The sequence below is a fragment of the Mycolicibacterium gilvum genome, assembly GCF_900454025.1.
GTDB lineage: Bacteria > Actinomycetota > Actinomycetes > Mycobacteriales > Mycobacteriaceae > Mycobacterium > Mycobacterium gilvum.
Map to the genome: position 1 here is coordinate 4390490 of NZ_UGQM01000001.1, position 23729 is coordinate 4414218.

22 protein-coding genes and 1 tRNA gene are annotated in these 23729 nt (G+C 68.0%); 10 read left to right on the top strand and 13 right to left on the bottom strand.

All coding sequences use genetic code 11. The features are described from left to right. Position 1 precedes the first annotated feature (1 nt). Together lysA and argS are read right to left on the bottom strand one after the other, a co-directional pair. On the bottom strand, positions 2-1420 hold the full coding sequence (gene lysA, locus DYE23_RS20475; protein ID WP_115328012.1) for a diaminopimelate decarboxylase: 1419 nt from the start codon (positions 1418-1420) through the stop codon (positions 2-4). After that, positions 1417-3069 (bottom strand): arginine--tRNA ligase, encoded by a 1653-nt coding sequence (gene argS, locus DYE23_RS20480; RefSeq protein ID WP_115328013.1) that lies wholly within the window; start codon positions 3067-3069, stop codon positions 1417-1419. Before argS ends, lysA begins: the two co-directional genes overlap by 4 nt. A gap of 99 nt (positions 3070-3168) precedes the next feature. On the opposite strand from argS, the gene DYE23_RS20485 reads away from it, so the two are divergent. Beyond that, positions 3169-3241, top strand: a tRNA-Arg gene (locus tag DYE23_RS20485). A 37-nt stretch (positions 3242-3278) separates the two neighbouring features. Here DYE23_RS20485 and DYE23_RS20490 read toward each other — a convergent pair. After that, positions 3279-4007, bottom strand: a complete 729-nt coding sequence (locus DYE23_RS20490) for an MspA family porin (RefSeq protein ID WP_235660464.1) — start codon at positions 4005-4007, stop codon at positions 3279-3281. A 626-nt stretch (positions 4008-4633) separates the two neighbouring features. On the opposite strand from DYE23_RS20490, the gene DYE23_RS20495 reads away from it, so the two are divergent. Beyond that, the gene (locus DYE23_RS20495) at positions 4634-5296 is read left to right on the top strand and encodes a hypothetical protein (protein ID WP_115328014.1); all 663 of its coding nucleotides are present in this window, start codon (positions 4634-4636) and stop codon (positions 5294-5296) included. 93 nt (positions 5297-5389) lie between these two features. Here DYE23_RS20495 and DYE23_RS20500 read toward each other — a convergent pair whose 3' ends face one another. The 5 genes from DYE23_RS20500 to DYE23_RS20520 all read right to left on the bottom strand — a co-directional run bounded on the left by DYE23_RS20500 (position 5390) and on the right by DYE23_RS20520 (position 10928). Further along, the gene (locus tag DYE23_RS20500; protein WP_115328015.1) at positions 5390-5668 is read right to left on the bottom strand and encodes a hypothetical protein; all 279 of its coding nucleotides are present in this window, start codon (positions 5666-5668) and stop codon (positions 5390-5392) included. Between the two features lie 105 nt (positions 5669-5773). After that, positions 5774-8287 carry a M50 family metallopeptidase gene (locus tag DYE23_RS20505; RefSeq protein WP_115328016.1) on the bottom strand — a complete coding sequence of 838 codons (2514 nt, stop codon included), beginning with the start codon at positions 8285-8287 and terminating at the stop codon, positions 5774-5776. Positions 8288-8307: 20 nt separating this feature from the next. Beyond that, entirely contained in the window at positions 8308-9120 is an 813-nt protein-coding gene (locus tag DYE23_RS20510) for a peptidoglycan-binding protein (RefSeq protein WP_099962747.1), read from the bottom strand. Between the two features lie 224 nt (positions 9121-9344). After that, complete coding sequence (locus tag DYE23_RS20515; protein ID WP_011893174.1) at positions 9345-9977, bottom strand: GIY-YIG nuclease family protein; 633 nt, start codon at positions 9975-9977, stop codon at positions 9345-9347. 30 nt (positions 9978-10007) lie between these two features. Beyond that, on the bottom strand, positions 10008-10928 hold the full coding sequence (locus DYE23_RS20520) for a lytic transglycosylase domain-containing protein (RefSeq protein WP_013471170.1): 921 nt from the start codon (positions 10926-10928) through the stop codon (positions 10008-10010). Between the two features lie 70 nt (positions 10929-10998). Between DYE23_RS20520 and DYE23_RS20525 the strand changes: the two genes are divergently transcribed. Beyond that, positions 10999-11793, top strand: a complete 795-nt coding sequence (locus DYE23_RS20525) for a DUF1460 domain-containing protein (RefSeq protein WP_235660465.1) — start codon at positions 10999-11001, stop codon at positions 11791-11793. 51 nt (positions 11794-11844) lie between these two features. Here DYE23_RS20525 and DYE23_RS20530 read toward each other — a convergent pair whose 3' ends face one another. Next, positions 11845-12699, bottom strand: a complete 855-nt coding sequence (locus tag DYE23_RS20530; protein WP_013471168.1) for an SDR family NAD(P)-dependent oxidoreductase — start codon at positions 12697-12699, stop codon at positions 11845-11847. Positions 12700-12893: 194 nt separating this feature from the next. Between DYE23_RS20530 and DYE23_RS20535 the strand changes: the two genes are divergently transcribed. The 4 genes from DYE23_RS20535 (at position 12894) to DYE23_RS20550 (ending at position 16708) form a co-directional block, all read left to right on the top strand. Continuing rightward, positions 12894-14051: an acyl-CoA dehydrogenase family protein gene (locus tag DYE23_RS20535; protein WP_115328017.1), complete on the top strand. Its 1158-nt coding sequence runs from the start codon at positions 12894-12896 to the stop codon at positions 14049-14051. Positions 14052-14059: 8 nt separating this feature from the next. Continuing rightward, a complete protein-coding gene (locus tag DYE23_RS20540; RefSeq protein ID WP_011893169.1) occupies positions 14060-15166 on the top strand; it encodes an acyl-CoA dehydrogenase family protein in 1107 nt (368 codons plus the stop codon). 91 nt (positions 15167-15257) lie between these two features. Then, complete coding sequence (locus DYE23_RS20545; RefSeq protein WP_013471165.1) at positions 15258-15482, top strand: hypothetical protein; 225 nt, start codon at positions 15258-15260, stop codon at positions 15480-15482. Positions 15483-15628: 146 nt separating this feature from the next. Continuing rightward, the gene (locus DYE23_RS20550; protein ID WP_115328018.1) at positions 15629-16708 is read left to right on the top strand and encodes a hypothetical protein; all 1080 of its coding nucleotides are present in this window, start codon (positions 15629-15631) and stop codon (positions 16706-16708) included. Here the strand turns inward: DYE23_RS20550 and DYE23_RS20555 are convergent. The 3 genes from DYE23_RS20555 to DYE23_RS20565 are packed head-to-tail and all read right to left on the bottom strand — an operon-like array spanning position 16611 to position 19354. Further along, entirely contained in the window at positions 16611-17285 is a 675-nt protein-coding gene (locus DYE23_RS20555; RefSeq protein ID WP_011893167.1) for a DUF899 domain-containing protein, read from the bottom strand. The two genes, DYE23_RS20550 and DYE23_RS20555, sit on opposite strands and share 98 nt — an antisense overlap. A 19-nt stretch (positions 17286-17304) precedes the next feature. Beyond that, positions 17305-18186 (bottom strand): LLM class flavin-dependent oxidoreductase, encoded by an 882-nt coding sequence (locus DYE23_RS20560; RefSeq protein WP_099961782.1) that lies wholly within the window; start codon positions 18184-18186, stop codon positions 17305-17307. 40 nt (positions 18187-18226) lie between these two features. Then, entirely contained in the window at positions 18227-19354 is a 1128-nt protein-coding gene (locus DYE23_RS20565) for a TDT family transporter (protein WP_172527818.1), read from the bottom strand. A 161-nt stretch (positions 19355-19515) separates the two neighbouring features. On the opposite strand from DYE23_RS20565, the gene DYE23_RS20570 reads away from it, so the two are divergent. From DYE23_RS20570 to DYE23_RS20580, 3 genes are read left to right on the top strand one after another with little or no spacing between them, the layout of a single operon-like run. Beyond that, positions 19516-20853, top strand: a complete 1338-nt coding sequence (locus DYE23_RS20570) for a sensor histidine kinase (RefSeq protein WP_115328020.1) — start codon at positions 19516-19518, stop codon at positions 20851-20853. Then, positions 20841-21485, top strand: coding sequence for a response regulator transcription factor (locus tag DYE23_RS20575; protein ID WP_115328021.1), 645 nt, complete (start codon positions 20841-20843; stop codon positions 21483-21485). The genes DYE23_RS20570 and DYE23_RS20575 overlap by 13 nt, the downstream gene beginning before the upstream one ends. 18 nt (positions 21486-21503) lie before the next feature. After that, positions 21504-22385, top strand: coding sequence for a DUF4097 family beta strand repeat-containing protein (locus DYE23_RS20580; RefSeq protein ID WP_115328022.1), 882 nt, complete (start codon positions 21504-21506; stop codon positions 22383-22385). Here DYE23_RS20580 and DYE23_RS20585 read toward each other — a convergent pair. Beyond that, positions 22382-23689 carry a flavin monoamine oxidase family protein gene (locus DYE23_RS20585; RefSeq protein WP_115328023.1) on the bottom strand — a complete coding sequence of 436 codons (1308 nt, stop codon included), beginning with the start codon at positions 23687-23689 and terminating at the stop codon, positions 22382-22384. The two genes, DYE23_RS20580 and DYE23_RS20585, sit on opposite strands and share 4 nt — an antisense overlap. Positions 23690-23729 lie beyond the last annotated feature (40 nt).

Genomic DNA, 23729 nt, shown 5'->3' on the forward strand with positions numbered 1-23729 from the left:
CCTACCTCACTTCCAAACTCAACAGATCCTCGACCGTCTCCCGGCGCAGGATCAGGCGGGCCCGCCCGTCGCGCACGGCCACCACGGCCGGCCGGCCGATCAGGTTGTAGCGGCTCGACATCGAGTAGCAGTATGCGCCGGTGGCGGCGACACCGAGCAGGTCCCCCGGCGTTACGTCCTCGGACAACCACGCGTCGCGCACCACGATGTCGCCGCTCTCACAGTGCTTGCCGACCACGCGCGACAGCGTCGGGTTGGCGTCGCTGACCCGCGACAACAGTCTGACGTCGTACTCGGCGCCGTAGAGCGAGGTTCTGATGTTGTCGCTCATACCGCCGTCGACGCTGACGTACCGGCGGTGCGCCGTCGGGCTCACGGCGACGTCCTTGACGGTGCCGACCTCGTACAGCGTGATGGTGCCGGGTCCGGCGATGGCACGCCCCGGTTCGACCACGAGTTTCGGGGCGGGCAGCCCGACCGCGGCGGACTCACGGGCCACGATCGCCTTCAGCTTGGCGGCCAGTCCGCTCATCGGAGGCGGGTTGTCGTCGGGCAGATAGGAGATGCCGAGCCCGCCACCGAGATCGACGATGTCCATCTGGGAGGTCTTCTCGACGCCGAACTCGGCGACCACGTCGCGCAGCAGACCGATCACGCGGTGGGCCGCGATCTCGAACCCGGCGACGTCGAAGATCTGCGATCCGATGTGGCTGTGCAGGCCGACGAGCCGCAAATTCCCGGCCTCGAAGACGCGACGCACCGCCTCCATCGCCGCGCCGGAGGCCAGCGACAGCCCGAACTTCTGGTCTTCATGGGCGGTCGAGATGAACTCGTGGGTGTGCGCCTCGACGCCGACGGTGACACGCACCAGAACGTCCTGCACCAGACCGTTGTCGGCCGCGATGCGGTCGAGGCGCTCGATCTCGATCATCGAGTCGACGACCACGTGCCCGACGCCGTGCTTGACGGCAGCGGTCAGCTCCGCCACCGATTTGTTGTTGCCGTGCACGGTGATCCGCTCGGCGGGGAAACCGGCGTGCAGAGCGACGGCGAGTTCTCCCCCGGTGGCGACGTCGAGTGACAGGCCTTCTTCGTCGACCCAGCGCGCGATCTCACCGCACAGGAACGCCTTGGCCGCGTAGTGCACGTACTCGCCGCCACCGAAGGCCGACGAGATGTCGCGGCAGCGTGAGCGGAAGTCCGCCTCGTCGATGACGAAGACCGGGGTACCGAACTCGGCGGCGATGTCGGCGACCGGCACTCCCGCAATGGACACGGCGCCGTCGTCGCCGCGAACGGTGTTCTGCGGCCAGACATTCGGGGCCAGCCGGGAGACGTCGGCGGCGGACTGCGGACGCTCGGGGGCGGCGGCGGAGGGCACCTCTTCGGCGTGCCGGGGACCGGCGGGGTGGGCGATCACATCCGCTCCGGAGCGCTGACGCCGAGGATGTCGAGCCCGTTGGCGATCACCTGACGTGTCGCGGCGCACAGCGCAAGACGCGCCGCGTGCAGGTCACCCGGAGCCTCATCACCCTGCGGCAGCACCCGGCACGCGTCGTAGAACCGGTGGTAATCCCCGGCGAGATCCTCCAGATAGCGCGAGACACGATGCGGCTCACGCAGTTCGGCGGCTGTCGCCAGGATGCGCGGGAATTCGCCGATGTTGCGGATCAGCACGCCTTCCTTGTCGTGCGTCAGCAGGTCGAGATGTGCTGTGTCGGGCGCGATCCCGAGCTCTGCGGCGTTGCGGGCGAGGGCCGAGAGCCGCGCGTGGGCGTATTGCACGTAGTAGACCGGGTTCTCGTTGGATGCCGAGGACCAGAGCTCAAGGTCGATGTCGATCGGGGTGTCGACCGAACTGCGGATCAGCGAGTAGCGGGCGGCGTCCACGCCGATGGCCTCGACGAGGTCGTCGAGGGTGATGACGGTGCCGGCGCGCTTGCTCATCCGGACCGGCTGGCCGTCGCGGACGAGGTTGACCATCTGGCCGATGAGCACCTCGACGGTGTCGGGATCGTCGCCGAGGGCGGCCGCCGACGCCTTCAGCCGCGCGATGTACCCGTGGTGGTCGGCACCGAGCATGTAGATGCACAGGTCGAATCCGCGCTTGCGCTTGTCCAGGAAGTAGGCGAGGTCGCCGGCGATGTAGGCCGGTTTGCCGTCGCTCTTGATCACGACGCGGTCCTTGTCGTCACCGAAGTCGGTGGTGCGCAACCAGACTGCGCCGTCCTTCTCGTAGGCGAAGCCGGTCTCCCGCAGCTTGTCGATGGCCTGCTCCACGCGGCCGGAGGTGTGCATCGAGTCTTCGTGGGTGTAGACGTCGAAGTCGGTGCCGAACTCGTGCAGCGATTCCTTGATGTGGTCGAACATCATGTTCACGCCGATGGCCCGGAACGTCTCGCGCATCTGATCGTCGGGCTGGTCGAGGACGCCGGGCTCCTTCGCGACCACCTGGCTCGCGATGTCGGCGATGTAGGTGCCGGCATAGCCGTCCTCGGGGGCGGGTTCACCCTTCGCGGCGGCGATGAGCGAATTGCTGAACCGGTCGATCTGCGCACCGTGATCGTTGAAGTAGTACTCGCGGGTGACTGCGGCGCCCTGCGTGGTCAGCAATCGACCGAGGGCGTCGCCGACGGCCGCCCAGCGGGTCCCGCCGATGTGGATCGGGCCCGTGGGGTTCGCGGAGACGAACTCGAGGTTGACCTTCTTGCCGGCGAGCACCGCGGAGTGACCGTAGTCCGCTCCGGCGCTCAGCACATTGCTGACCATGACGTTCTGTGCGGAGGCCTCGATGCGCAGATTGACGAACCCGGGACCGGCCACGTCGGCCGCGGCGATGCCGTCGGACGCGGCCAGGGCCTCGGCCAGCCAGCCGGCGAGCTCGCGGGGGTTCGCCCCGACCTTCTTGCCGAGCTGAAGCGCCAGGTTGGTCGCGTAGTCACCGTGCTCGGGGTTGCGGGGACGCTCGACGGTGACGGTGTCGGGCAGTGCGGCGGAGTCGAGGCCGTGCTCGGCGAGCACCGCGGCGGCGGTGGCCTTGAGCAGTTGGGCCAGATCGGCAGGGGTCACGGGGGTCCATCCTATGGTCTGCGCTGTTCCCGGCCGAATCCGTTTCCCCCTGCGCGATGCGCTACGCTATCCACGCCCGTTCGGCGCAGCATCTGCAGCGCCCCCGTAGCTCAGGGGATAGAGCGTCTGCCTCCGGAGCAGAAGGCCGCAGGTTCGAATCCTGCCGGGGGCACTCTCCCACGACGTGGACGACCACGCATCATTCCGGATCACACTTTCCGCGTGGTTCCGTAATACCCCAGGATCGAATCGGACTGGTCGGTCGCATGCGTGAGCACCGCGTAGGACCTGATGAAGGACTCCCCCACGCAACCGTCGATCTTCACGTTGAAGCCACTGATCGACACCCACGGGTCGTGACCGGTGAACTCTTTGCGTCCCACGGGGACGGTGTTGATGAGGCCGGGCCGCAGGCCGATCGCGACGCCGCCGACGAACGGCGTCGACAACACCGGCGCGATGCCGTCGATGAACTCGCCCTCGCCGTCGAGTCCCACCAGGCCCAGTGATGGCGTGACTCCTGCGCTGCCCGTGATGGTGACGCCATTGGCCCCCATGTCGATGCCGCACCCGATCTGGTAGCCGACCTCCAACACACCGCGTGGTGGCTCGGAGCCCTCCGGTCCGCGCAGCACACCGTTGAACACTCCACTGACCTGGTAATTCCGCGACGACACCGCGGTCGTCAGGGGGTTGATGTTCCGGATCACCTCGTCTTTGGCGCCCACGGTCAACGCCCAGCCGTTGGGCGCCGTGGTCGTCGACGGCGGAGCGGACTGGATGAGGCCGTCCGCGCCGGGCGCACTGACCCCAGCCGCGTGGGCGACACGCCTCGCTGACGGCTGGGTCGGGCACCGGGGCGATGAGAACGGGTGCGGGGTCGGCGGCCGCGGGGAAAGCGGACGTCGGCGGTAGTACCAAGACGATGCTGAGTGCACCGAGCCACCTCAGCTTCACGGGTGAAAACCTACTACCGGCATCGACTGGAGTGACCTCACCAATATCAACTTGTGATGAGCCGCAAGCATATTGTGATGTGGCGACCTCGGGGTGCGGCCATTCGACACCGACCGCATCCATGTCGGTCCCTGTCGGGCAACGGATTTGCCCAGCATCGCAGCACCCCCTGTACGTGCGCGTGCGTGGCGGTCCGGCCGGCGTCGGATTGGCGAGCCGTAGCGACGGTAGCAGTGCGGTAGATGGCCCCACACCCATCAGCAAATTTCTTTCACGATATGCCCGATACCGCGTTCGCCTGCTGTGCGCTGACGCTGCGGCCCCACGTTAGCGAAACGTCATGGTGGCCGCCGCGCGGGACACCCGACGATGAAAACCCTTTGGCCGCCAAGAATTCCCATCCGATCGCCGAACAGTTAATTAGCTCCATGCAGCAAACTAACTTCGGCATAAATTAACTTGCTGTTCGCGGATTGAAATCTCACTGACAGGCAAACCTCATACGGGGCAGGAAAGAGCCGCCTTGGGGGGGGTCGGGCTCCGTCTGCGGGCCGCGCACCACAGGGGTGCGCGGTCATTCCCACCGCAGAGAACAAGGAGTTCCACAATGTCACGACTCACCAGGCCGCTCATCGTCTTGTTGAGCACCGCGCTGGTCGCGCTCGTCGGTTTCCTCACCGGCAACGTCGCCTCAGCGCAGCCACCGCAATCGCCGAGCAGCCAGAAATCCGTGGCGGTCACCGGTACCGACCTCGACACCGGGCAGCAGGTGTTCACGGGAACGTTCACCGCCAACAGTGCTCAGGCCGACGAGTCTGCTCCGAAGGGCATCGCACTGGTCGGTGAACTCACCGGGCAGTTGATGCCGCCGCAGGCGCAGGGCCCCAAGCCCGGCCAGGGTCCGGGCGCACCGGGCAACCCGGGCATCGGGAATGTGAAGCAAGAGGTGGCCATGCCCGTCGCCGACATCACCTTCCCGCAGTCGTCGACGGCGCCGTCGGCATGGTCATCGGACGGACCTCAGGAGCAGGTTCGTTTCGCGAGCCAGCAGGCGAGTTGTTCGGTCCTCAACCTGACCCTCGGGCCGCTGGACCTGAATCTGCTGGGCCTGCGGGTTCAGCTGAATCAGGTGGACCTGGTCATCACGGCGATCCCGTCGGACGGACTGCTCGGGCAGCTCCTGTGCGCGCTCGCCGGACCGCAGGGAATCCTGAGCGGCATCCTGCAGAACATCATCAACCTGCTCAACCAGATTCTGGGTCAGCTGTGAGTTTGTCCCGCTGAGAACCGCGACGCACCGCCCGCATCCCAACAGATGCGGGCGGTGTCCGTCTGTGCGCGAAAGGCCCTGTCAGACAACGGGTCAGATGCCGGTGCACAGCGCCACGAACGGGATCGGCGCGCAGATCCCTATCGAGAAGCCCGGCGTCGGGTCTCCGTTCCACGGTGGCGGCGGTGGCGGGGGCGGTGGAGGCGGAGGTGGTAGCGGCGCGACGACACAGGTGTCCGTCGATGCGTCGTAGATGGTCCCTGCTCCGCACTCCGCGGCCTGCGCCGTGGGCAGCATTACCACCGAGAGCGCAGCCAAAGGCGCCAGTGCCGCCGCGGCGACAGCAGTGGAGCGATAAGTCGAGCGCCGCATTCCAGGGCCTCCCTCGGCGATATCCCCGACCCGATGGATGCCTCCATCGTAGGACTGCTCGGGGACCGCCGCCGAAGGTTCAGGGTGTCTGGGAGGTTCAGGGCCTCAGGGAGTGGTGCTCCCGCTCCCGGTCGAGTCGTCCGTCCCCGTGGTGTCGGTGGTGGTGTCGCCGGCGTCTGCCGTCGCGTCGGTGTTCTGTGTCGTCGGTGCGCTCGTCGCCGACGGCGCAGACGTCTCCGCCACCGTGACGGCCGTGGTCGGGTCCGCGACCACCGTCGACTGTTCCGTCTGCTCCGCCGTGCCCGACGTCGTCGGCACGGACGAAGTGGTGGGACTCGCGCTGGTCGTCGGCGGGGCCGACGTCGAGGTCGTCGGCGGGGCTGACGTGGTGGTCGTCGCCGTCGACGTCGTCGCCGCGACCTGCGTGCCGGCCGTCGTCGGTATCGCGTCGGGCTGATCCGCACGAACGATGTCGAGGATCTGCGTGGTGTAGCCGTCCAACCGCGCCTCGATCTCCGCAGGTGCGAGCTTGCCTCCCTCGATCTCCTTCTCGAAGGTCGCCATGTTGCTCCAGACCGCGTCAAGTCGCCTCATCGCGTCTTCGGAGAGCGGCTCGTCGAGCGTGACGAACAACTGGCGCGCCAAGGCATAGGTCAGGCAGTTCACGCATTCGTAGTTCAGTGCGCCCGCGAGGTTCTGTGGTGCCACCACGTTGTCATCGGACTCGTCGCTGTCGACGACGAAGATCACCTGGTAGGCGACGGCCACCGCGGTGCACGAGCTGCAGGCCGCATAGGCCTGGGCTTCGTTGACATTCATCACGTCGGTGTTGTCGGTGACCCACACGAGCGCGAACGCCGCCTCGTAGACGGCCGTGCCGTCCCGGGTGTTGATCGCGAGTGCCTGGGTGTCGCCGGGTTCGGGGGCCAGCGGCCGGTTGACCGGGAACACCCAGCCGTCGTCCGGCGCAGCAGAGGCCAGGGAACTGGCGCCCGCACCGTTTCCGCCTCCGTTCAGTTCGGTGGACTGCGGCACCAGCACCATGGCCAGTTTCGGCGCCTGCGCGGTCGGCATCGGTGCCGACGTGTCCCACACCGCCCGCATGACGCCCCGCTGACCGTTGACCAACTTCGGGGCCGCCACCGTCCGCCGGTCGGTCTCACCGCGCCCCGCCGCCGGCGCGTTCATCCAATCCGTCTGCAGGGCGTAGGCGATATCGCCGAGCGTGCCGCGCTCCCACGGCTGGATGGGTCGGTAGTTCGTGTCGTTGGGCCACCACGCAAGGGCCACTCCCCCGGCGACGCCCACCCCGGCGACAACGGCGAGCAGGCGCATCCCGGCGTTGCCGGCCGTCGCCTTCCACGTCCCCGCGACGGTGCGCCGCACAAGCCTGACCAGCATGTAGAGCACACCGGCCACCGGAATCACGATCGCGATCATGGCGAGTACGCGCGCGATCATCTGGATGACGTCGCCGTCCGCCCACGCGTTGACGAGCACATCCCTCTGCGTGGTCAATCCGGCCCACGCGCTGCCGAGCAGACGCGGCAGCGCCCAGACGGCGATCGCCAGCGTCGCGAGCAGCAGCGGCACCACGGTCATCACCCACACGGTCACGACGATGCGCGCCCAAGGTTTGAGCAGGCGCGCCTGCGGGTCGCCCCACCGCCACGGGAGGACGCCGAGCAGGGTCGGCTTGATTCGCGAGTAGAGATCGGGAACGCCGGTCAGGTCAGCGAGAACGTGGTAGCCGTCGAAACGCACCAGCGGAGCGAGTTGGCGCAGCATCTGCAGGATCTGGGTGGCGACCACCAGCAGCAGCGCGTCGTAGTCCAGCCAGAGCCAGACGCCGGTGATGGCGATCGCGACCAGCGCGTTGAAATACAGCCCGCCGAGGTCGGTGCGGATCCGTCCCCAGCGGCCCAGCCGATAGGAGTCCGTCACGTCGGTGTAGAACGCGGGCCACACCAGGTACACGCCGAATCCCATGACGCCCGGAGTCGAGCCTCCGTACCGGGCCGCGGCGGCGTGACCGAACTCGTGGAAACCCGCCGACAGGATGGTGACCACGAAGACCAGGATCAACAGGCCGGGACGTTGGAACGCGTCGTATGCGGCTGACGCCAGGCCCTTTTCGAAGAAGACCCACCAGCACACGACGCCGAACGCGACCAGTGCCGGCAGCACGACCCAGCCGCGGAACAGCACCCGGAACGGGTCGGTCAGTCGACGGGTGCGCGCAGGATCGGTGACTGCATAGCGAAAACGCAGACCGAGCAACGGATTCCGCTTCTCGACCTCCGGCTGAGTTCCATCCGCGCGCGTCAACAGACCGAGTGGGCGCAGCTTCTGCTCGACGAGTACAACGACGTTGTCCTCGTTGACATCTCGGCCCGTCGATGCCGACACCGCGGCTGCGACCTGTTCCGCCGACCGTTTCCCGTCGATCTCCCGCAGTATCGCGTAGAGAAGGGGCGTCAACTGCACGGTCTGACCGTCGGCCCGGCGGACCAGCGAGGGCGGGTTCCGGTAACCCGAACCCGCCATCTCGCCGATCAGCTCGACGCCGTCGGCATGCCGCAGTCGCGTCTGCGTCGGCTGCGTGCCCGTGGCTGTCACGACAGCGCTCCGAACTCAGGTCAGCCCGCGGAATCGGTGTCGGAGGAGCCGGAATCCGTCCCGCCGCTCGCCGAGTCGGTCGTGCCGCCGCTGTCGGCCGAGGCCGCGCTGTCGGCCGAACCGCCGACGGCCGACGCGTCACCATCGCCTTGCGAGATGGTCGAATTCTGGTCGGCTTCCGCGACAGCCTCGCCGATGACGGTCTGCTTGATGATGGCGTCCTGCTCGGCGACCGAGATCGCGTCGGAGTCGATCGAGCCGATATTGGCGGACACGCCGGCGTTGATCGGCGCGGCGACGTTCGCGTTGGCCGCCACAGCACCGCTGATCGGCGCGGCCAGATCGGAGTCGAGGTCGACGTTGACGTTGACGTTGAGCAGGTTGCCGTCGAGCAGTGCGCCCGGGCTGGTGTCGACCTCCGCGCCGGTGCCGTCGTCCGTGCCGTCGCCGGATCCGTCTCCGGTGCCGGGAACGACGCCGGTGCCGTCGGTGGGCACCTCGTCGGCGTCGGTGTCCATACCGCCCTGATCGATGCCGCTGACCTGGGTGGAAGTGGCGTAGGCGTCGGCGTCGAGCATCTGCTCGATCGACGTGCCCTGATCGACCGTCGCCTGGCTGCCGGACCCGTAGGTCAGCACGTTGGCGCCGGCTGCCGCGTCGATGGGCGCGGCGACGTTCAGGTTGGCCGCCGCCGCCAGATCGATGGGCGACGCGGCGTCGATGGCGACGTCGACGTCGGCGTTCAGGTCGAGGATGGACACGACCTCTTTGTCAGGCAGCGCGATCGCGCTCTCGGCCAGAAGTTCCTCCGGCGTCAGTCCCTGGGTGCTCATGTTCGCCTCGCTTCCCCCCCGAAGTTGCTGTCGGGAGAATCCGTGCTCCACCGTGATGTCGGGGCGGGTACCCACGGCTTTACAAGATCAATACACGAATTGCCGAAACAGTTTGCGGCAGGCCAGATAACCCTGACCTAACTTTGAGTCCGTCCGTCGCACATCATCCACACCGGCAACACGGTCACGAGAGATTTGATTTGCCGAGCTATCTTTCGGTCGGACTAGGACCACTCCGCGAGGACGCGCATCTTGCCGGCCTTCATGGCCGCGTCCCTGCGTCGCCGCTTGAGCTCGGCGGCGAAGGTGTTGCGGTCGTTGCCCTGAAAGTTCAGCGGTAGATGCAGCGCCTTGAACAGCTTGCCTTCGAGGTACCACGGCTCCGGGTGCAGCACCCAGGACACCGCGCAGTTCTCGGCCATCCACTCGGTCAGCACCGCCTCACCCCCGGCGAACGTCTGCCGCTTCCCGGAACCGACCCTGCGCAGTTCGATACCGAGACGCTCACCGAGCAGCACACCGAGGGACTTGCGCAATGTCGATCCGTCCGCGCTGGCGTTGCCTGCGCCGAAGTGGTACCTGATGCGTTTGCGCAGATCCTGCGGGGTCGACGGCCTGCCGTCCGCCCGGGGCGGACCCGGGCTGACCCCGACGTAGAGCAGGGTCCAGCCGTCTCGTTGTTCACACTCGGAAGTGTCGATGCCGCCGGGAATCTCGCGGAACCACCACCCGTGCGCGCCGGCCTTCGCGGGTACCGGATCCGCCTCCGAGAACACCTCGTCGCGGGTATAACGCTGCGCGGCAAGGAAGTTCGCGACAGTGTCTGCGTTCCGCTTCGCAGAGATCGACTCGGCCATGCGGTTCAGCCTAGTCGTCCGCAGATCAGGTCACTGCGGGTGCTTCTTCACGTAATCCTCCACGGGCACCGGGGACAGGGCTTCGTACCCGGCCGGCAGGACCACGTCGCCCGCGGTCGAGTTGTAGTAGACGTCCCAGCGGTAGAAGGCGGTGAACGCCGAGGGATGGGCGGCGATGAGGGTGGCGTACTGGTTGATCGCGCGGACGTACTGACGAGAGTTGTTGTAGCGGTAGATCGCGTGGTCACGATCGCGGGCGAAGCCCTGGGCGGCGAGGAACCGTCCCGCGGCCATGATGCTGTCGTGCGGCGACGCGATGTCGGTTCCCGCTCCGTACATCGCGAACGTCGACGGCAGGAACTGCATGGGCCCCTGCGCGCCGGCAGTGCTGACTCCCGAGATCCGGCCGAACGCGGTCTCCACGAAGTTGATGGCCGCCAGATAGTTCCACGCCACGCCCGAAGCCGCCTCGGCCTTGCGGTAGTAGCCGAGGAGTTCGTTCGCGGGCGGGGGTTCGTGAACCCGCCAGGCCGGCAGCGTCGGCTTACCCCGTCCCATCGCCGCGAGGTGCCTGCGCGCGTCGATGTTGCGGTCGTAGACGTCCAGGAGCGGGCCCGGCACCCGGGGCCGCACGACCGGGTCCCACTGCGGGTGCCTGGCCAGCACCCGGTACGCCTTCTGCTGCCGACGCGCCGCGGCGACAAGCGCCGCGTCCGACGTCCCCGACGCCCGCAGCACCCGCTCGTCGGCGATCAGGTCGTCCACGATCTGTGCGGGCTCGGATCTGAGCACCGGTTGCGCGGTCGCCGGTGCGGGTGGCGCAACGGGTGCGGCCGACGTCGGGGGTGCGGCAGCACCGGACGTCTCGGGCGCAGTCGGTGCGGTCTGCGACGAACAGCCGACGACAACGGCGGTCAACAGCGCCGCGACGCCAACGCGCTTGCAGCTCAATGACTTCTCCAAAGGTGAGCCGGTTGTGCGGTACGCCTCCCAGTGTGCGGGTGCGACGTACAGTGGCCAAATGCCGCGGTACAACGTCATGATCGCGTTCGTCGCCACGATGCTGGTCACCGTCGCCGGCCCGAGCATCACCCCTGCACATGCGGCCCCTCCTGTGCGCATCTCGCAGGCCAGCGCACAGATCCTGGACTCGATGCTGGCCACGACCGGTGATTCGTCGGATGCCGCGTCCATCTCCGCCCAGTTCCTGGGGACCCCCTACGGCGCGAACACGCTCATCGGCTCGGCCACCGAACCCGAGCAGCTCGTCGTCGACGTCGACAGCGTCGACTGCTTCACCTACGCCGACTACGTCGAGGCGCTCAAGAGGTCGGATGATCGCGACGACTTCGTCGAGAACCTCATCGACATCCGCTACAAGAACGGCGAGGTGACCTTCGAGAGCAGGAAGCACTTCTTCACCGACTGGTCCGCATCGTCCCCCGCCGTGGCCACCGACATCACCTCGACGCTGAGCTCGGAAGCGGTGGCGTCGCCGAAAAACCTGAACAGCACGGATGCCGGCGGGGTGTACCTGCCCGGATTGCCGGTGGTGGCGCGCACGGTCACCTACATCCCGAGCGACGCGGTCGACGCAAGCGTCGTCGACCGGTTGCGTACCGGCGACTACGTCGGCGCGTACGCCACCGACGGCGGCCTCGACGTAACCCACGTCGGCATCGTCGTCGAGTCCGCCGACGGTCCGGTTCTGCGCAACGCGTCGTCGCTACCCGGCGACGACAGGGTGGTCGACAGCCCGCTCATCGAATATGTGCAGACCGTCCCCGGCATCGTGGTGCTGCGCCCCGTCCTGTGAGCGTGCCCGCTGTGAGAGTGCCCGGTGTGAGAGTGCCCGGTGTGAGCGTCCTCAGATCGGCAGCGCGGTGCCGGTCTCGCGTTCGGCGAACTCCCACAGCCTGCGCGCATCGGCGTAGTCGCACGCCACGGGTGCGCGGCCGCTGAGCGTCGGCGGCCCTTTGAAGCCGAAACGTCCGGCGATGCCGACGTAACTGCCCGGCGGAATCGGCTCGGTCAGGCAGTACAGCGACGGTGCCGCACCCGCGTCCAGGTCGTTGCCGATGACGTTGGCCGCGGCGGTCACCACGGAGTGGACCCGGGTCATCAGACGGGTGTCCGACACCTTCGCCAGGTTCGATGACACCCATCCCGGGTGCGTCAGATAGGTCGTCACCGGCGATCCCGCGGCCCGCAGCCGGCGGTCGAGCTCGAGGCCCCACAGCATCACCGCGAGCTTCGAGCGCGCGTACGCCGGAAACGGCGACCACTTGTCGGTGCGCAGGTGCGGATCGTCGAAGTTGATCGACGCCGTCTTGTGCGCGTCGGAGCCGACGTTGACGATCTTGGACCGCACGCGGCCATACAGCAGATTCGTCAGCGCGAACGGGCCGAGGAAGTTGGTGCCGAGGGTGTTCTCGAACCCGTCGACGGTGTCGGTGCGATGCTGGGCCACCGCCCCGGCGTTGTTGATCAGCACGTCGACGTCCCCGTCGAACAGGCTCGGAAACGCCCGCACCGACGACTGGTCGGCGAGGTCGAGTTCGACCACGGAGGTGTCGCCGCCCATCTCCGCGGCCCGCTGTGCCCCCAACTCCAGGTTGCGCACGGCGAGGATCACCTGGGCGCCCGCGCGTGCCAGTGCGGTCGCAGTGGCCAGGCCCACCCCGTTCGTCGCGCCGGTGACGATGATCCGCTGCCCACTCATGTCGCCCAGTCGCGCTGGGGTCCATGTCGCCGCTGTTCGTGTCGATGCCACGACCCGAGGTTAACGACTGCTCCACCAGCAGGGCCGGGTGACGCATATGGCCTGTCGGTGACATTAGGGCCAGGGGCGTCGAAAGCCGCCCAACCAAACGGTTAGTCTGGCCTTTGGTACGCCGACGAACCAGGAGGCTGTCAATGCAGCTGGCGCTCACCCCCGAGGAAGCCGAATTCCGCGACGAGCTTCGCAACTTCTACCGGACGAAGATCCCGGCCGAGATCCGCGAGCGCACCCGGACCGGATCCGAAGCCAATCGCGACGACATCGTCACCGCCAACAAGATCCTCAACGACCACGGGCTGATGGTGCCCAACTGGCCCGTCGAGTGGGGCGGCAAGGACTGGACTCCCATCCAGCACCAGATCTGGCTCGACGAGATGCAGCTGGCGAGCGTGCCGGAGCCGCTGACGTTCAACGCCAAGATGGTCGGGCCCGTGATCGCCGAGTTCGGCAGCCAGGAGATCAAGGAACGCTTCCTGCCGCCGACCGCAGCCGTCGACATCTGGTGGTGCCAGGGGTTCTCCGAGCCCGAGGCCGGGTCAGACCTCGCCTCACTGCGGACCACCGCGCTGCGTGACGGCGACACCTACGTCGTCAACGGCCAGAAGACGTGGACGACGCTGGGCCAGTACGCCGACTGGATCTTCTGCCTGGTGCGCACGGACCCGAACGCGCCGAAGAAGCAGGCCGGCATCTCGTTCCTGCTCATCGATATGAACACCCCCGGCATCACGCTGCGCCCGATCAAGCTGATCGACGGCAGCTACGAGGTCAACGAGGTCTTCTTCGAGGACGTGCGGGTGCCCGCGGATCAGCTCGTCGGCGAGGAGAACCAGGGCTGGTCCTACGCGAAATTCCTGCTGGGCAACGAGCGCACCGGCATCACCCAGATCGGTCGCACCAAGCTCAAGCTCGCCGAGGTGAAGGAAAGGGCGAAGGCGAACGGCCTGTTCGACGATCCGTTGTTCGCCGCACGCCTGGCCGAGACCGAGAACGACGTGCTGGCACTGGAACTGACCCAGATGAGGGTCGCGACCGGCTCCAAGGACGGCAAGCCCAATCCGGCCTCGTCGGTGCTCAAACTGCGCGCCAGCGAGCTGCAGCAAGCCGCCACCGAACTGCTGGTGGAGGTCGCCGGCGCCGACGCGCTGCCGTTCGGCACCGATGGCATCGCCTCGGCCGACTGGGCGCAGGACGCCGCACCGCGCTATCTGAACTACCGCAAGACCTCCATCTACGGCGGTAGCAACGAGGTCCAGCGCACCATCATCGCGTCCACCATTCTCGGATTGTGAGCTAAGACATGGATTTTCAGTTCAGTGAAGAGCAGGTCCTGCTCCGCGACACCACGCGCGAGATGCTTTCGCGCAAGTACGACCCGGAGACCCGCCTCAAGACGATCGACTCCGAGCTCGGGTGGAGCCGCGACGTGTGGAAGCAGCTCGCCGAGGTCGGCGTGCTGGGTCTCGGATTCGACGAGGACGCGGGCGGGCAGATCGAGGTGCTGGCGGTGCTGACAGAGGTCGGCCGGCGTCTGGCGCCCGAACCGGTGCTGCACGCGGCGCTCGGACCGGGTGCGTTGGTCGCCGAGGTCGGAAGCGAGCAGCAGCGGGGCCTCCTCGACGAGGTGGCGGCCGGCGAGCGGCTCCTCGCATTCGCCCACCTGGAGCCGGGGATGCGGCTGCCCACCGCTGCCGTGTCGACGAAGGCTGTGCGCGAGGGCGATTCGTGGACGCTCAGCGGTAGCAAGAATCCGGTGCTGGCCGGCGGCAGCGCCGACACCCTCATCGTCAGCGCGCAACTCCCCGACGGCGGCACAGGCCTGTTCCTCGTCGACGGGGCCGCCGCGCAACGCACCCCGTATCGCACGTTCGACGGCCAGCGCGCCGCGCAGATCGATTTCGACTCCGTCGCCGCCGAACCGCTCGGCGAGGCCGCAGACGCGTCGGAGGCGATCACGCGTGCGCTCGTGCGGATCTCGTCGGGACTGTGCGCCGAAGCGCTCGGCGCGATGGAGGAGGCTCTGCGGCTGACGAGCGAATACCTCACGCAGCGTAAGCAATTCGGGGTGACGCTGAGCAAGTTCCAGACATTGACCCAGCGGGCGGCCGACATGTACGTGTCGTTGGAGTTGGCGCGCAGCATGACGTTCTACGCGGCGATGTCGGTCGCCGACGAGAACCTCGACCCGACCATCGCGGCGCGGGCCAAGCTGCAGATCGGCCGTTCCGGACGTCACATCGCCCAGGAGTCGATCCAGTTGCACGGCGGCATCGGTGTGACGGCCGAATACCCGATCTCGCACTACGCGGCGCGGCTCACCGCGATCGACCACACGCTGGGGTCGGCCTCCGACCAGCTCCACGTGCTGACGGGTCAGCTCGACGACTACGAGGTCGTCTCACTGTAGGGGGGTGGCCGGCGTGGAATACCTGCGCGGTCGCGATGCGATACAAAGGTAAGAGAACCGCAACGAGCATCCCCCAGGCAAGGAGCGCACGATGCAGGGAAAGAAGATTCTGGCGGCACTGGCGATCGCTGGTGGCCTCGGAGCCGGGTTCACCGTCGGTGCAGGTACTGCGTCCGCCGACCCGCACTGGCACCCGCACCCGCTACCGCCACCGGGTCACATCGGCCAGGTCGTCCACGTCCCGCCCGGCCACATCGGTCAGTGGGTCGGGGTTCCCCCAGGCCACTGGGACAAGCCGTGGAAATGGGTCAGGTAGCGGATTCACCGGCCCGTCAGCGGGCGCTGTGCAGGCGCACCGCGTAGTGAGGCCTTTCGTCCCTACTGGGATCCGCGACGCCATGTGACGATGAGACGGTCATGCGGTGATGTCGAGTGTCATCGCAGTGATCCCGCGGAGGATCCATGCGGGCTGTTCACGCTGCCCGCGTCGCTGGCGCGACGTTGCTGGTCACGAGCATGATCGCGGCCGCGCCACCGCAGCCGAGCGCAGTGATCGGCAATGCAGTCCGGGACGTCCATCTTTCGGCCGCCACCGCGCCCATTGCACCTTCAGACTTCTACCGCCGCATCGCCGAGGCGACGGCCGACAACGCGGGCGAGTTGTGGCGACTGTTCGCCTCGCAGCCCTTCCCGATCGCGCACGTGGCCGCGGGTAATCAAGTGGCCTTCGTCAGCGACTTCGTCGACACGGTCGGCGGCGTCCTACGGGGCGAATACCCCCTGACCGAACTACTCGCCCCGGTGGGTGACGCGATCGCCACCGCGTCGCGCAACGTGGTGACCGTGGCGGTAGGCCTGGCCGCAGCCCTGCCTGCGCTCACCGTCACCGTCGCGATACCCGTGTTGAGCACCGTGATCTCGGCCGCCTTCGCGATCGCCGACATCGTGCGCGCTGTCGTCGATCTCGATGTCGTCGAGCTCGTCGATGCGATCGTCAACGTTCCCGGGTGGATCGTGAACGGGTTCCTCAACGGCACGGTGATCCCGAACGAGGCTGTCCCGCTGGCAATCCCGGGAGTCCTCGCTTCTGGGAACACGCCCATGGCGAGGGGACCCGTGGCCACCCTCATCGATCGGACCCAGCACGTCGCCGACCAGATGACGCGGTATCCGGCCGCCGCCCCCGCCGAACCCGACGACAGCACTGGCGAGGACGCAGGCGACTCGGTCGAGGACGCCGATATCCCTGCCGATGACGTCCAGGACCTGGACTCTACAGACCGGCGCGACACTGTAGACCACCCCGACGACGCCGACCACCCCGACGACGCCGATGCCGCCGACGCCGCGCCCGAGGAACCGGCGCCCGAGACATCAACGGCTGCAACGCCGGACGAGGATGGCGAATCGTCAGAGGCCGCCGTCTCCGAGACCCCGGACACGTTCAGTACGCGTCGTGTAGACGGAACCACTCATACGGCGGTCTCTGCGGCCACCCGGGAGGCGAATCCTCCCAGGATTCCTGCCGGCCGTACGCAGTGAGGTCGAGCAGGTCGAACACCATCATGAACGGCTCCTCACCGCGGTCGAACGTCTGCCAAGTGTGGAACACACGATCACCGTCGCGCAGGAACGCGCTGATCGAGTGATGCTCCTCCCCGTCGACGGTCGTGTGGAAGTCCTCGTTGAAGGTGCTGCGACCCGACGACACCCAGGGCAGGTCCCATCCCATCCGGTCCTTGAACGCGACGAGCTTGCCGACCGGTGCGCGTGACACCAGGACGAGCGAGGTGTCCTTGGCGTACAGGTGCGACAACGGACCGATGTGGTCGGCCATCATCGAACAGCCCGAACATCCTTCGTCCCAATCGGATCCGAACATGAAGTGCTGCACGATCAACTGGCTGCGTCCGTCGAACAGATCGAGCAGTGTGAGCGGACCGGCCTCGGTGTCGAACGTGTACGGGGTGTCGACCGCGACCATCGGCAGCCTGCGCCGCGCCGCGCTGACGGCGTCCTTGAGCCGGAACAGCTCCTTCTCCCGCACCAGCAGTTCAGCGCGCGCCGCCTCCCACTCGGCGCGGGACACGACAGGCGGCAGCGCTTTGGCAGGCTCCATCCCCTGAGCTTGCCCCGCGTCACGCGAAGTCGGCAACCACCTCGGCGGCACGGCGGACCTGCCCGATGTCAGAGCTCGTCGGGATCAGATGGACCTCATCGGTGCCTATGCCGGCGAAACCTTCCAGGACGGCCCGCAGTTCCTCGGCGGTGCCGGCGAACCCGGTCGTCGGCGCCATCGCGTCGACGAACTCCGACGGGATCCAGTTCATGTAACGCAACAGGTGGCGATGCACCTGCTCGCGGGGCGCGTCACCGTCGCCGATCGCGAACCAGAACGACGTCGCGAGGTGCGGCTCCTCGTTGCCCGCCTCCCGCCACGCATCGCGCGCCACGTCGAACAAGTCGTTCTGCTTGTCCAGGTCCAGATCCAGCGTCGTGCCCGCGATGCCCTCCGCCCAGGACGCCGCGCTGCGCACCGTCTTGGGGCCGAGCGTCCCGACCTGCAGCGGCGGGCCACCGGGCTGCACGGGCGGAGGGCCCACCGGCAGCGTCGAGTCGGTGATCTTCTCCCCCGCCCAGACCCGCTTCATGATCTCGACGCGCTCGGCCATCTGACGCATCGTCTGCGTCGCCGGGTCTGCGCCCACCGCTTGGTAGTCCTCGTGGCGCCCACCGACACCGATGCCGACGGTCAGCCGTCCGCCGCTGAGCACGTCGCCGGTCGCCAACTGCTTGGCGAGCATCACCGGGTCGTGCAGCTGCGGGATGACCACCGTCGTCACCAGCCGCACCCGCTCCGTCCACGCACCGAGCGCACCGAGCAGCGTCAGGCTCTCGGGGTTGTCGAACGCGATGCGCTCACCCCAGCACAGTGACGAGAACGGACCCTCGTCGACCGTCTTCGCCCACGACTTCAACATCTCCCGATCGAGGTCGGGCTCCATCACCGGCATCGTCATCCCGATACGCACGACGGCGATTCTGGCATGCCCGCCCCGGCTAGGGACCCGGGTCCTTGTATTCGCGGACCGGATCGCTCCCGGGCGGGGTGAACAACCCGCGGCCAATCCCGACCCGCAGAGTGCGTACCGCCACCAGCAACCAGGTGCACAGCAGCCCGATGTAGGCGATGGCGGCCGCGTACCGGAACGCCGGCAGGGACGTGTGCACCGCCAGCTGGGTGGTGCCGGTGACGAAGGTGCCGACCGGGAACGTCAGACTCCACCACGTCAGTGCGAACGGCATCCCGCGGCGCAGCGTGCGCACCGTCAGGGCCGTCGCCAGCCCGATCCACAACACCGCGAAACCCCACACCGGAACGCCGTAGAGGACAGCGAAGACCCTCATTCCGTCGGCGAGGTTCTCGTCCACCGCCAGCGCCGCATCGGTGCCGAGAAGTCCTGCGACAGTGATGGATTGACCCAGCGGGCCGAGGACGATCCACAGCGTGGGCACCCGTGCGGTGCCCGAGGTGCCGAAGTGCGCGAGGCGGCTCCAGACCATCGTGATGATGATCAGCGACGCCACCAGGGACAGCCCGAACATCGCGTAGCAGCCGTAGAGCATCGTGGCGCGCCCGACACCCTCGGCCATGTGCGGGATGAGCAGGCTGCCGGTCGCGGCGGCGACCATCGGTGGGACGACAGGCATCAGCCAGCCGCCGAACGCCGCGTCGGGCTCGACCCGGTACTGGGTGAACATCAGATACGGGATGGTCATCGCCGTGAACAGGCCGCCGAGGGTGCCCGCGACCCACAGCGCCCAGGCCAGGTCGACGGCGAGCCGGGCGCCGATCAGGTCCTCGCCGACCAGCAACGCGCCCGATCCGACGGTGAGCAGCGCCATCGGCGCCGCCCCGTAGAAATGGGCCATCGTCGGGTTCCTGACGTGACCGCGTGCCACCGTCGGGTTGCGCAGCCAGTGAGCGAGCATCGCGAGGATCAGCACGACCAGCCACAGCGCCGAGAGCACCCACACCGCCGTCGCGAAGCCCCGCAGACCCGGCATGTGCACCGGGAGCGAGGCACCGGCGGTGGCGACGATTCCCGTGCCCATCACCGAGGCGAACCAGTTCGGCCCGAGGTAACCCAGGATCGACGGCCGGTCGTCGTTGGCGTCAACGGTCATGGCGCTCAGTATGGCGAGCGCGAGCGCGCGGAAAATGCCACGGGTTAGCGGCGTGTCGCTGTGCAGACATGCGCGCTCGCGGAGCAAGGGGTGGTTATCCCCCGGGTGACTCTCGGGAAAACGCTGTGTCGCCGAGGTGCGCGGCTCCCTAGGTTGGAGTCATGTCCGCAGTTACCGACACCGACACCGGCGCCGACACCGCGCCTGTCGACGTGCCTGACCAGTCCGGTGCGCCGTCGGGGCGCACGCGCACCCTCAGCGTCGCGGCCAGCGCCTCCATGCTCGTGGGCGGCGCGGCGGCGAGCGTCTGGTTCTGGATCCCGTTGGCGATCCTGGTGATCGGCATCTCGTCGATTCCCAGCGTCATCGGCTTCCTCGTCGCCGCGGTGGTGTTCGTCTATCTGATGCGCGGTGTCGACCACGTCGAGCGGGTCCGCAACGAGGCCGTGTTCGGGATGGGCATCGCCGTCCCGCCGCGCCGCCTGTCGCACTACACCGGGTTCCAGCGGTGGGCCCATCAACTCTGGCTGGACATCAGCAGCGCGAGGTTCTGGAAAGCGGTGGCGCATCACTACGTGCGGCTGACCTACGACGCGCTGGCCACCGCTCTGGCCGCCGGACTGCTGGCGTTCGCGTTCCTGGCACCCGCGGCGGCTGTCGCGACCGGGCACAGCGATCCGGAGGCCGGCCTGTCGTTCCTCCCGACGCCCCTGGCGTGGCTGCTCGCCGTCGTCGCGGTGGCCGCGGCCGTGGCAGTGGTGGTGTTCGGACCGGCGCTCGACGCCAGGATCGACCGGTGGTTGCTGCCGCCGTCGGAGACAGCAGCGCTGCAACACGAGGTCAGTGCACTCGCCGACGCACGTGCGGGTGCGGTGACGTCCGCGCAGACCGAACGGCATCGCATCGAACGCGATCTGCACGACAGCGTGCAACCCCGGCTGGTGTCGTTGGCGATGACGATCGGCCTGGCCCAGACGAAGCTCGACAGCGATCCGCCCACCGCGAGGGCGCTGATCGCCGAAGCCCACGACGAGGCCAAGAACGCCCTGGTGGAACTGCGCAACGTGGTCCGCGGTATCGCCCCGACGATCCTGGCCGACCGCGGCCTCGACGCCGCACTGTCGTCAGTGGTGCAGCGGGCCAACAACTCCGGGGTGTCGACGACACTGAGCGTGCATCTGCCGCGCCGCCTTCCCGATGAGGTCGAGGCCTGCGCGTACTTCGTCGTCGCCGAGGCCCTGACCAACGTCAGCCGGCACTCGTCGGCCTCGAATGCCGCGGTCACCGTGCGTCTGGACGAAGCGGCGAACCAGTTGCACGTCAGCGTGTTCGACGACGGCCGCGGTGGCGCGCGGGTCGTCGACGGCGACGACACGGTGGACGCCACCGGACTGCGCGGCCTCGACGAGCGGGTGCGCGCGGCGCGAGGGACGTTCACGGTGTCCAGCCCGCCCACCGGCCCGACGATCGTCACGGCGGTGCTGCCATGCGGATCGTGATCGCCGAGGACTCCGCGCTGCTGCGCGCCGGTATCGAACGGATCCTCACCGATGCGGGACACCAGGTGGTCGCCGGGGTGCCCGACGCGACCGACCTTCTGCGGCTCGTCAACGACGAACGTCCCGACCTCGCCATCCTCGACGTCCGGATGCCACCGACCTTCACCGACGAAGGCATCCGGGCCGCGGTGCTGCTGCGCAGCCAGAATCCCGAGTCACCGGTGCTGGTGCTGTCCCACTACGTCGAAGAGCGCTACGCCGCCGACCTGATCGCGTCCGACACCAGGGGTTTCGGCTACCTGCTGAAGGATCGGGTGGCCGATGTGCCGGCGTTCCTCGACGCCGTCGAGGTCGTCGGCGCGGGCGGGACCGTCCTGGACCCCGAGGTCGTGTCCCAGATCCTGGCCCGCTCGCACCGGCGCAACGTTCTCGACGCGTTGACACCCCGGGAGAACGAGGTGTTGCAACTGATGGCCGAAGGAAAGACGAACTCCGCCATCGCGTCCGGACTGCACATGTCGGTCGGCTCGGCCGAGAAACACATCGCGTCGATCTTCACCAAACTCGGCCTCGCGCCCGACGACACCGAGAACCGCCGCGTGCTGGCGGTGCTGCGCTACCTCGAATCCTGAAGCGCCGAAAGGACTCTCATGACAACCCCGATCGCTTCCGGCCCACCGCCCGTCACCCCGCCGCCGGCGCTCTCACCGGGTGCGCGCACCGCGATCCGCGTGGCGTTGATCGCGCTCAGCGGCGCGCTGATCACCGGACTGGTCGTCGCGCTCAGCGGTGCGGCGTGGGGCCTCAGCAGCCTGCGCGTCGTCAAAGATTCGGCGACGCTTCCGACCTCGCTCACCTCGGTGACCGTCGACACCGGATCGGTACCGGCGGCCGTCCGCATCACCACCGACAGGGAGGTTCGTGAGCCCCGGGTGGACATGCGGATGGTGAACTCCACGCGTGCAGGATCCGAACCCCTGTCGGTCACCGCGGACGGCACCGATGCGCAGGTCACCATCGACGCCGAACCCTCCGAGTTGCTGCAGTGGACGAGAGCCGGCGAGGTCACCGTGGTGCTGCCCCCGGAGCTGGCCCGGCGTGTGTCGGTGACGACCCGACAGGAGACCGGGGTGTTGTTCGCCCAGGCCGACATCGACCGACTCACAGCGCGCACGGTCGACGGCGCGGTGATCGTCAGCGGATCCGCCCGGCGGGTCGACATCACCAACGAACACGGTGACGTGACCACCCGGGGGCCGATCACGGTCGACGAGTCCTTCAGCGCCACAACCACGACCGGCGACATCAGCGTGAAGTTCGCGGCCCCGCCGGCAACCGTCGACGCGCACAGCGAGCACGGTGACGTGGTGGTGTCCCTTCCACCGCCCGGCCCGTACTTCGTCGATGCGAGCGGCACCGAACACGGGGAGACCGTCATCAAGGTCCCGACGACCCGGGATCGCGACAGTGCGGCGAGTGCGATCACCGCACGGTCCGAGACCGGCGACATCGTCGTCAACGAGGCGAACTAGACGCCGGACTCCAGGATGCGGTCGGCCTCCCGCAGACCGCTGAGGTACGCCCCGTGCACCGTGGCGAAGAACTCACGGTGGGTTGCCTCGCCGGCGAAGGCGACCCGGTCCGCAACCGGTGCGGCGAGCGCATCCTGGTCGTCGGGACTCGACCCGACGGCCAGGAAGCTGTACGAACCCCGGGCGAACGGATCCTGCGCCCACCGGGTCACGATGACCCCCGACGGCGTGGGTGCGCGCAGCACCGTGACCACCTCGTCGGCGGTCTGCCGATCCGACTCCGATTCGCGGGCACGCGCATTCGCGCCGCCGCGCAAGCCGATCAACACGGGTATGTCGGTGAAGCGCAGACCGTTGACCAGATCGGAGACGGCCTGGTCCTGACCGGCCATTCCGAACATGTCGGTATCGGCGTCGAACTCTTCGGTCCAGAACGGTTCGTCGAAACGCAGGACCACCTTGTTCAGCAGCCCGAAGCCGAGCCGCCGGATCGCGTCGCGCTTTGCGTCGGGCAGCGGGGGGTCAAACGTGATGACGCCGGCCTTGAGCACACCGAGCGGGACGGTGACGATCACCCGGTCGGCCTCGAAGACCTCCCGGGCGGTCTCGACGCGCACACCGGTCGCGTCGTGGCTGATGCGTGTCACCTCGGCGCCCAGCCGGATCCTCAACTCCCTTGAGAGATAGTCGATCAGCTGGCCGTAGCCACCGGGCAGGATCAGATCGGGTCCGTCGAACTCCCCTTCGTGCCCGAACCAGCGCAGGGACAGTTCGTCCGGATCTGCGGCGTACTCGGCGCCGATCGCCCCGGCCACACACCACTGCAACAACGGATCGCTGAGGTCGGCGCCGGTCTCGGCCAGACCGTCGGCCAGTGATTCGCCGGAAGCGGCAGCCTCGGTCATCGATGCGACCTCACCGAGAATCCTGTCCCACTCGCGGCCCGCAGCATCCACCGAAGCCGGGTTCACCACCACCCCGTTCTGCAGCACGACGGCGTCCTCGAAGTCCGTCGCCACCGTGCGTGCGCCGATCTGCTCGACGAGATCGGTCAGCGGGTTGCCCTCGGGACCATGAATCCAGGCGCCGCCCAGGTCGATCGGCACACCGAGCGACGTGTCGGTCCACGTCCGCCCGCCGATCCGCTGCCGGGCCTCGACAACCACCACCGAGACTCCGTTATCGGCAAGACGACGCGCTGCGCTCAGCCCCGCCATCCCTGCGCCCACCACCACGACGCGCTCACGGGTATCTCGGCCTCCACCACCCTCGCCGCAGGATACGAGCAGTGGCGCGGTGGCCATCGCACCGAGACCGAGCGCGAACCCGCCGCCGGTTCAGCAC

Coding starts and splice junctions, on each gene's coding strand:
- DYE23_RS20575 (WP_115328021.1), top strand. CDS start 20,841: ATGCGGATCGTGATCGCCGAGGACTCCGCGCTGCTGCGCGCCGGTATC.
- DYE23_RS20585 (WP_115328023.1), bottom strand. CDS start 23,689: ATGGCCACCGCGCCACTGCTCGTATCCTGCGGCGAGGGTGGTGGAGGC.
- DYE23_RS20540 (WP_011893169.1), top strand. CDS start 14,060: ATGGATTTTCAGTTCAGTGAAGAGCAGGTCCTGCTCCGCGACACCACG.
- DYE23_RS20570 (WP_115328020.1), top strand. CDS start 19,516: ATGTCCGCAGTTACCGACACCGACACCGGCGCCGACACCGCGCCTGTC.
- DYE23_RS20560 (WP_099961782.1), bottom strand. CDS start 18,186: ATGACGATGCCGGTGATGGAGCCCGACCTCGATCGGGAGATGTTGAAG.
- DYE23_RS20510 (WP_099962747.1), bottom strand. CDS start 9,120: ATGAGCACCCAGGGACTGACGCCGGAGGAACTTCTGGCCGAGAGCGCG.
- DYE23_RS20525 (WP_235660465.1), top strand. CDS start 10,999: ATGCCGCGGTACAACGTCATGATCGCGTTCGTCGCCACGATGCTGGTC.
- DYE23_RS20550 (WP_115328018.1), top strand. CDS start 15,629: ATGCGGGCTGTTCACGCTGCCCGCGTCGCTGGCGCGACGTTGCTGGTC.
- DYE23_RS20565 (WP_172527818.1), bottom strand. CDS start 19,354: ATGACCGTTGACGCCAACGACGACCGGCCGTCGATCCTGGGTTACCTC.
- DYE23_RS20555 (WP_011893167.1), bottom strand. CDS start 17,285: ATGGAGCCTGCCAAAGCGCTGCCGCCTGTCGTGTCCCGCGCCGAGTGG.
- DYE23_RS20580 (WP_115328022.1), top strand. CDS start 21,504: ATGACAACCCCGATCGCTTCCGGCCCACCGCCCGTCACCCCGCCGCCG.
- DYE23_RS20535 (WP_115328017.1), top strand. CDS start 12,894: ATGCAGCTGGCGCTCACCCCCGAGGAAGCCGAATTCCGCGACGAGCTT.
- DYE23_RS20515 (WP_011893174.1), bottom strand. CDS start 9,977: ATGGCCGAGTCGATCTCTGCGAAGCGGAACGCAGACACTGTCGCGAAC.
- DYE23_RS20495 (WP_115328014.1), top strand. CDS start 4,634: ATGTCACGACTCACCAGGCCGCTCATCGTCTTGTTGAGCACCGCGCTG.
- DYE23_RS20530 (WP_013471168.1), bottom strand. CDS start 12,699: ATGAGTGGGCAGCGGATCATCGTCACCGGCGCGACGAACGGGGTGGGC.
- DYE23_RS20545 (WP_013471165.1), top strand. CDS start 15,258: ATGCAGGGAAAGAAGATTCTGGCGGCACTGGCGATCGCTGGTGGCCTC.
- DYE23_RS20500 (WP_115328015.1), bottom strand. CDS start 5,668: ATGCGGCGCTCGACTTATCGCTCCACTGCTGTCGCCGCGGCGGCACTG.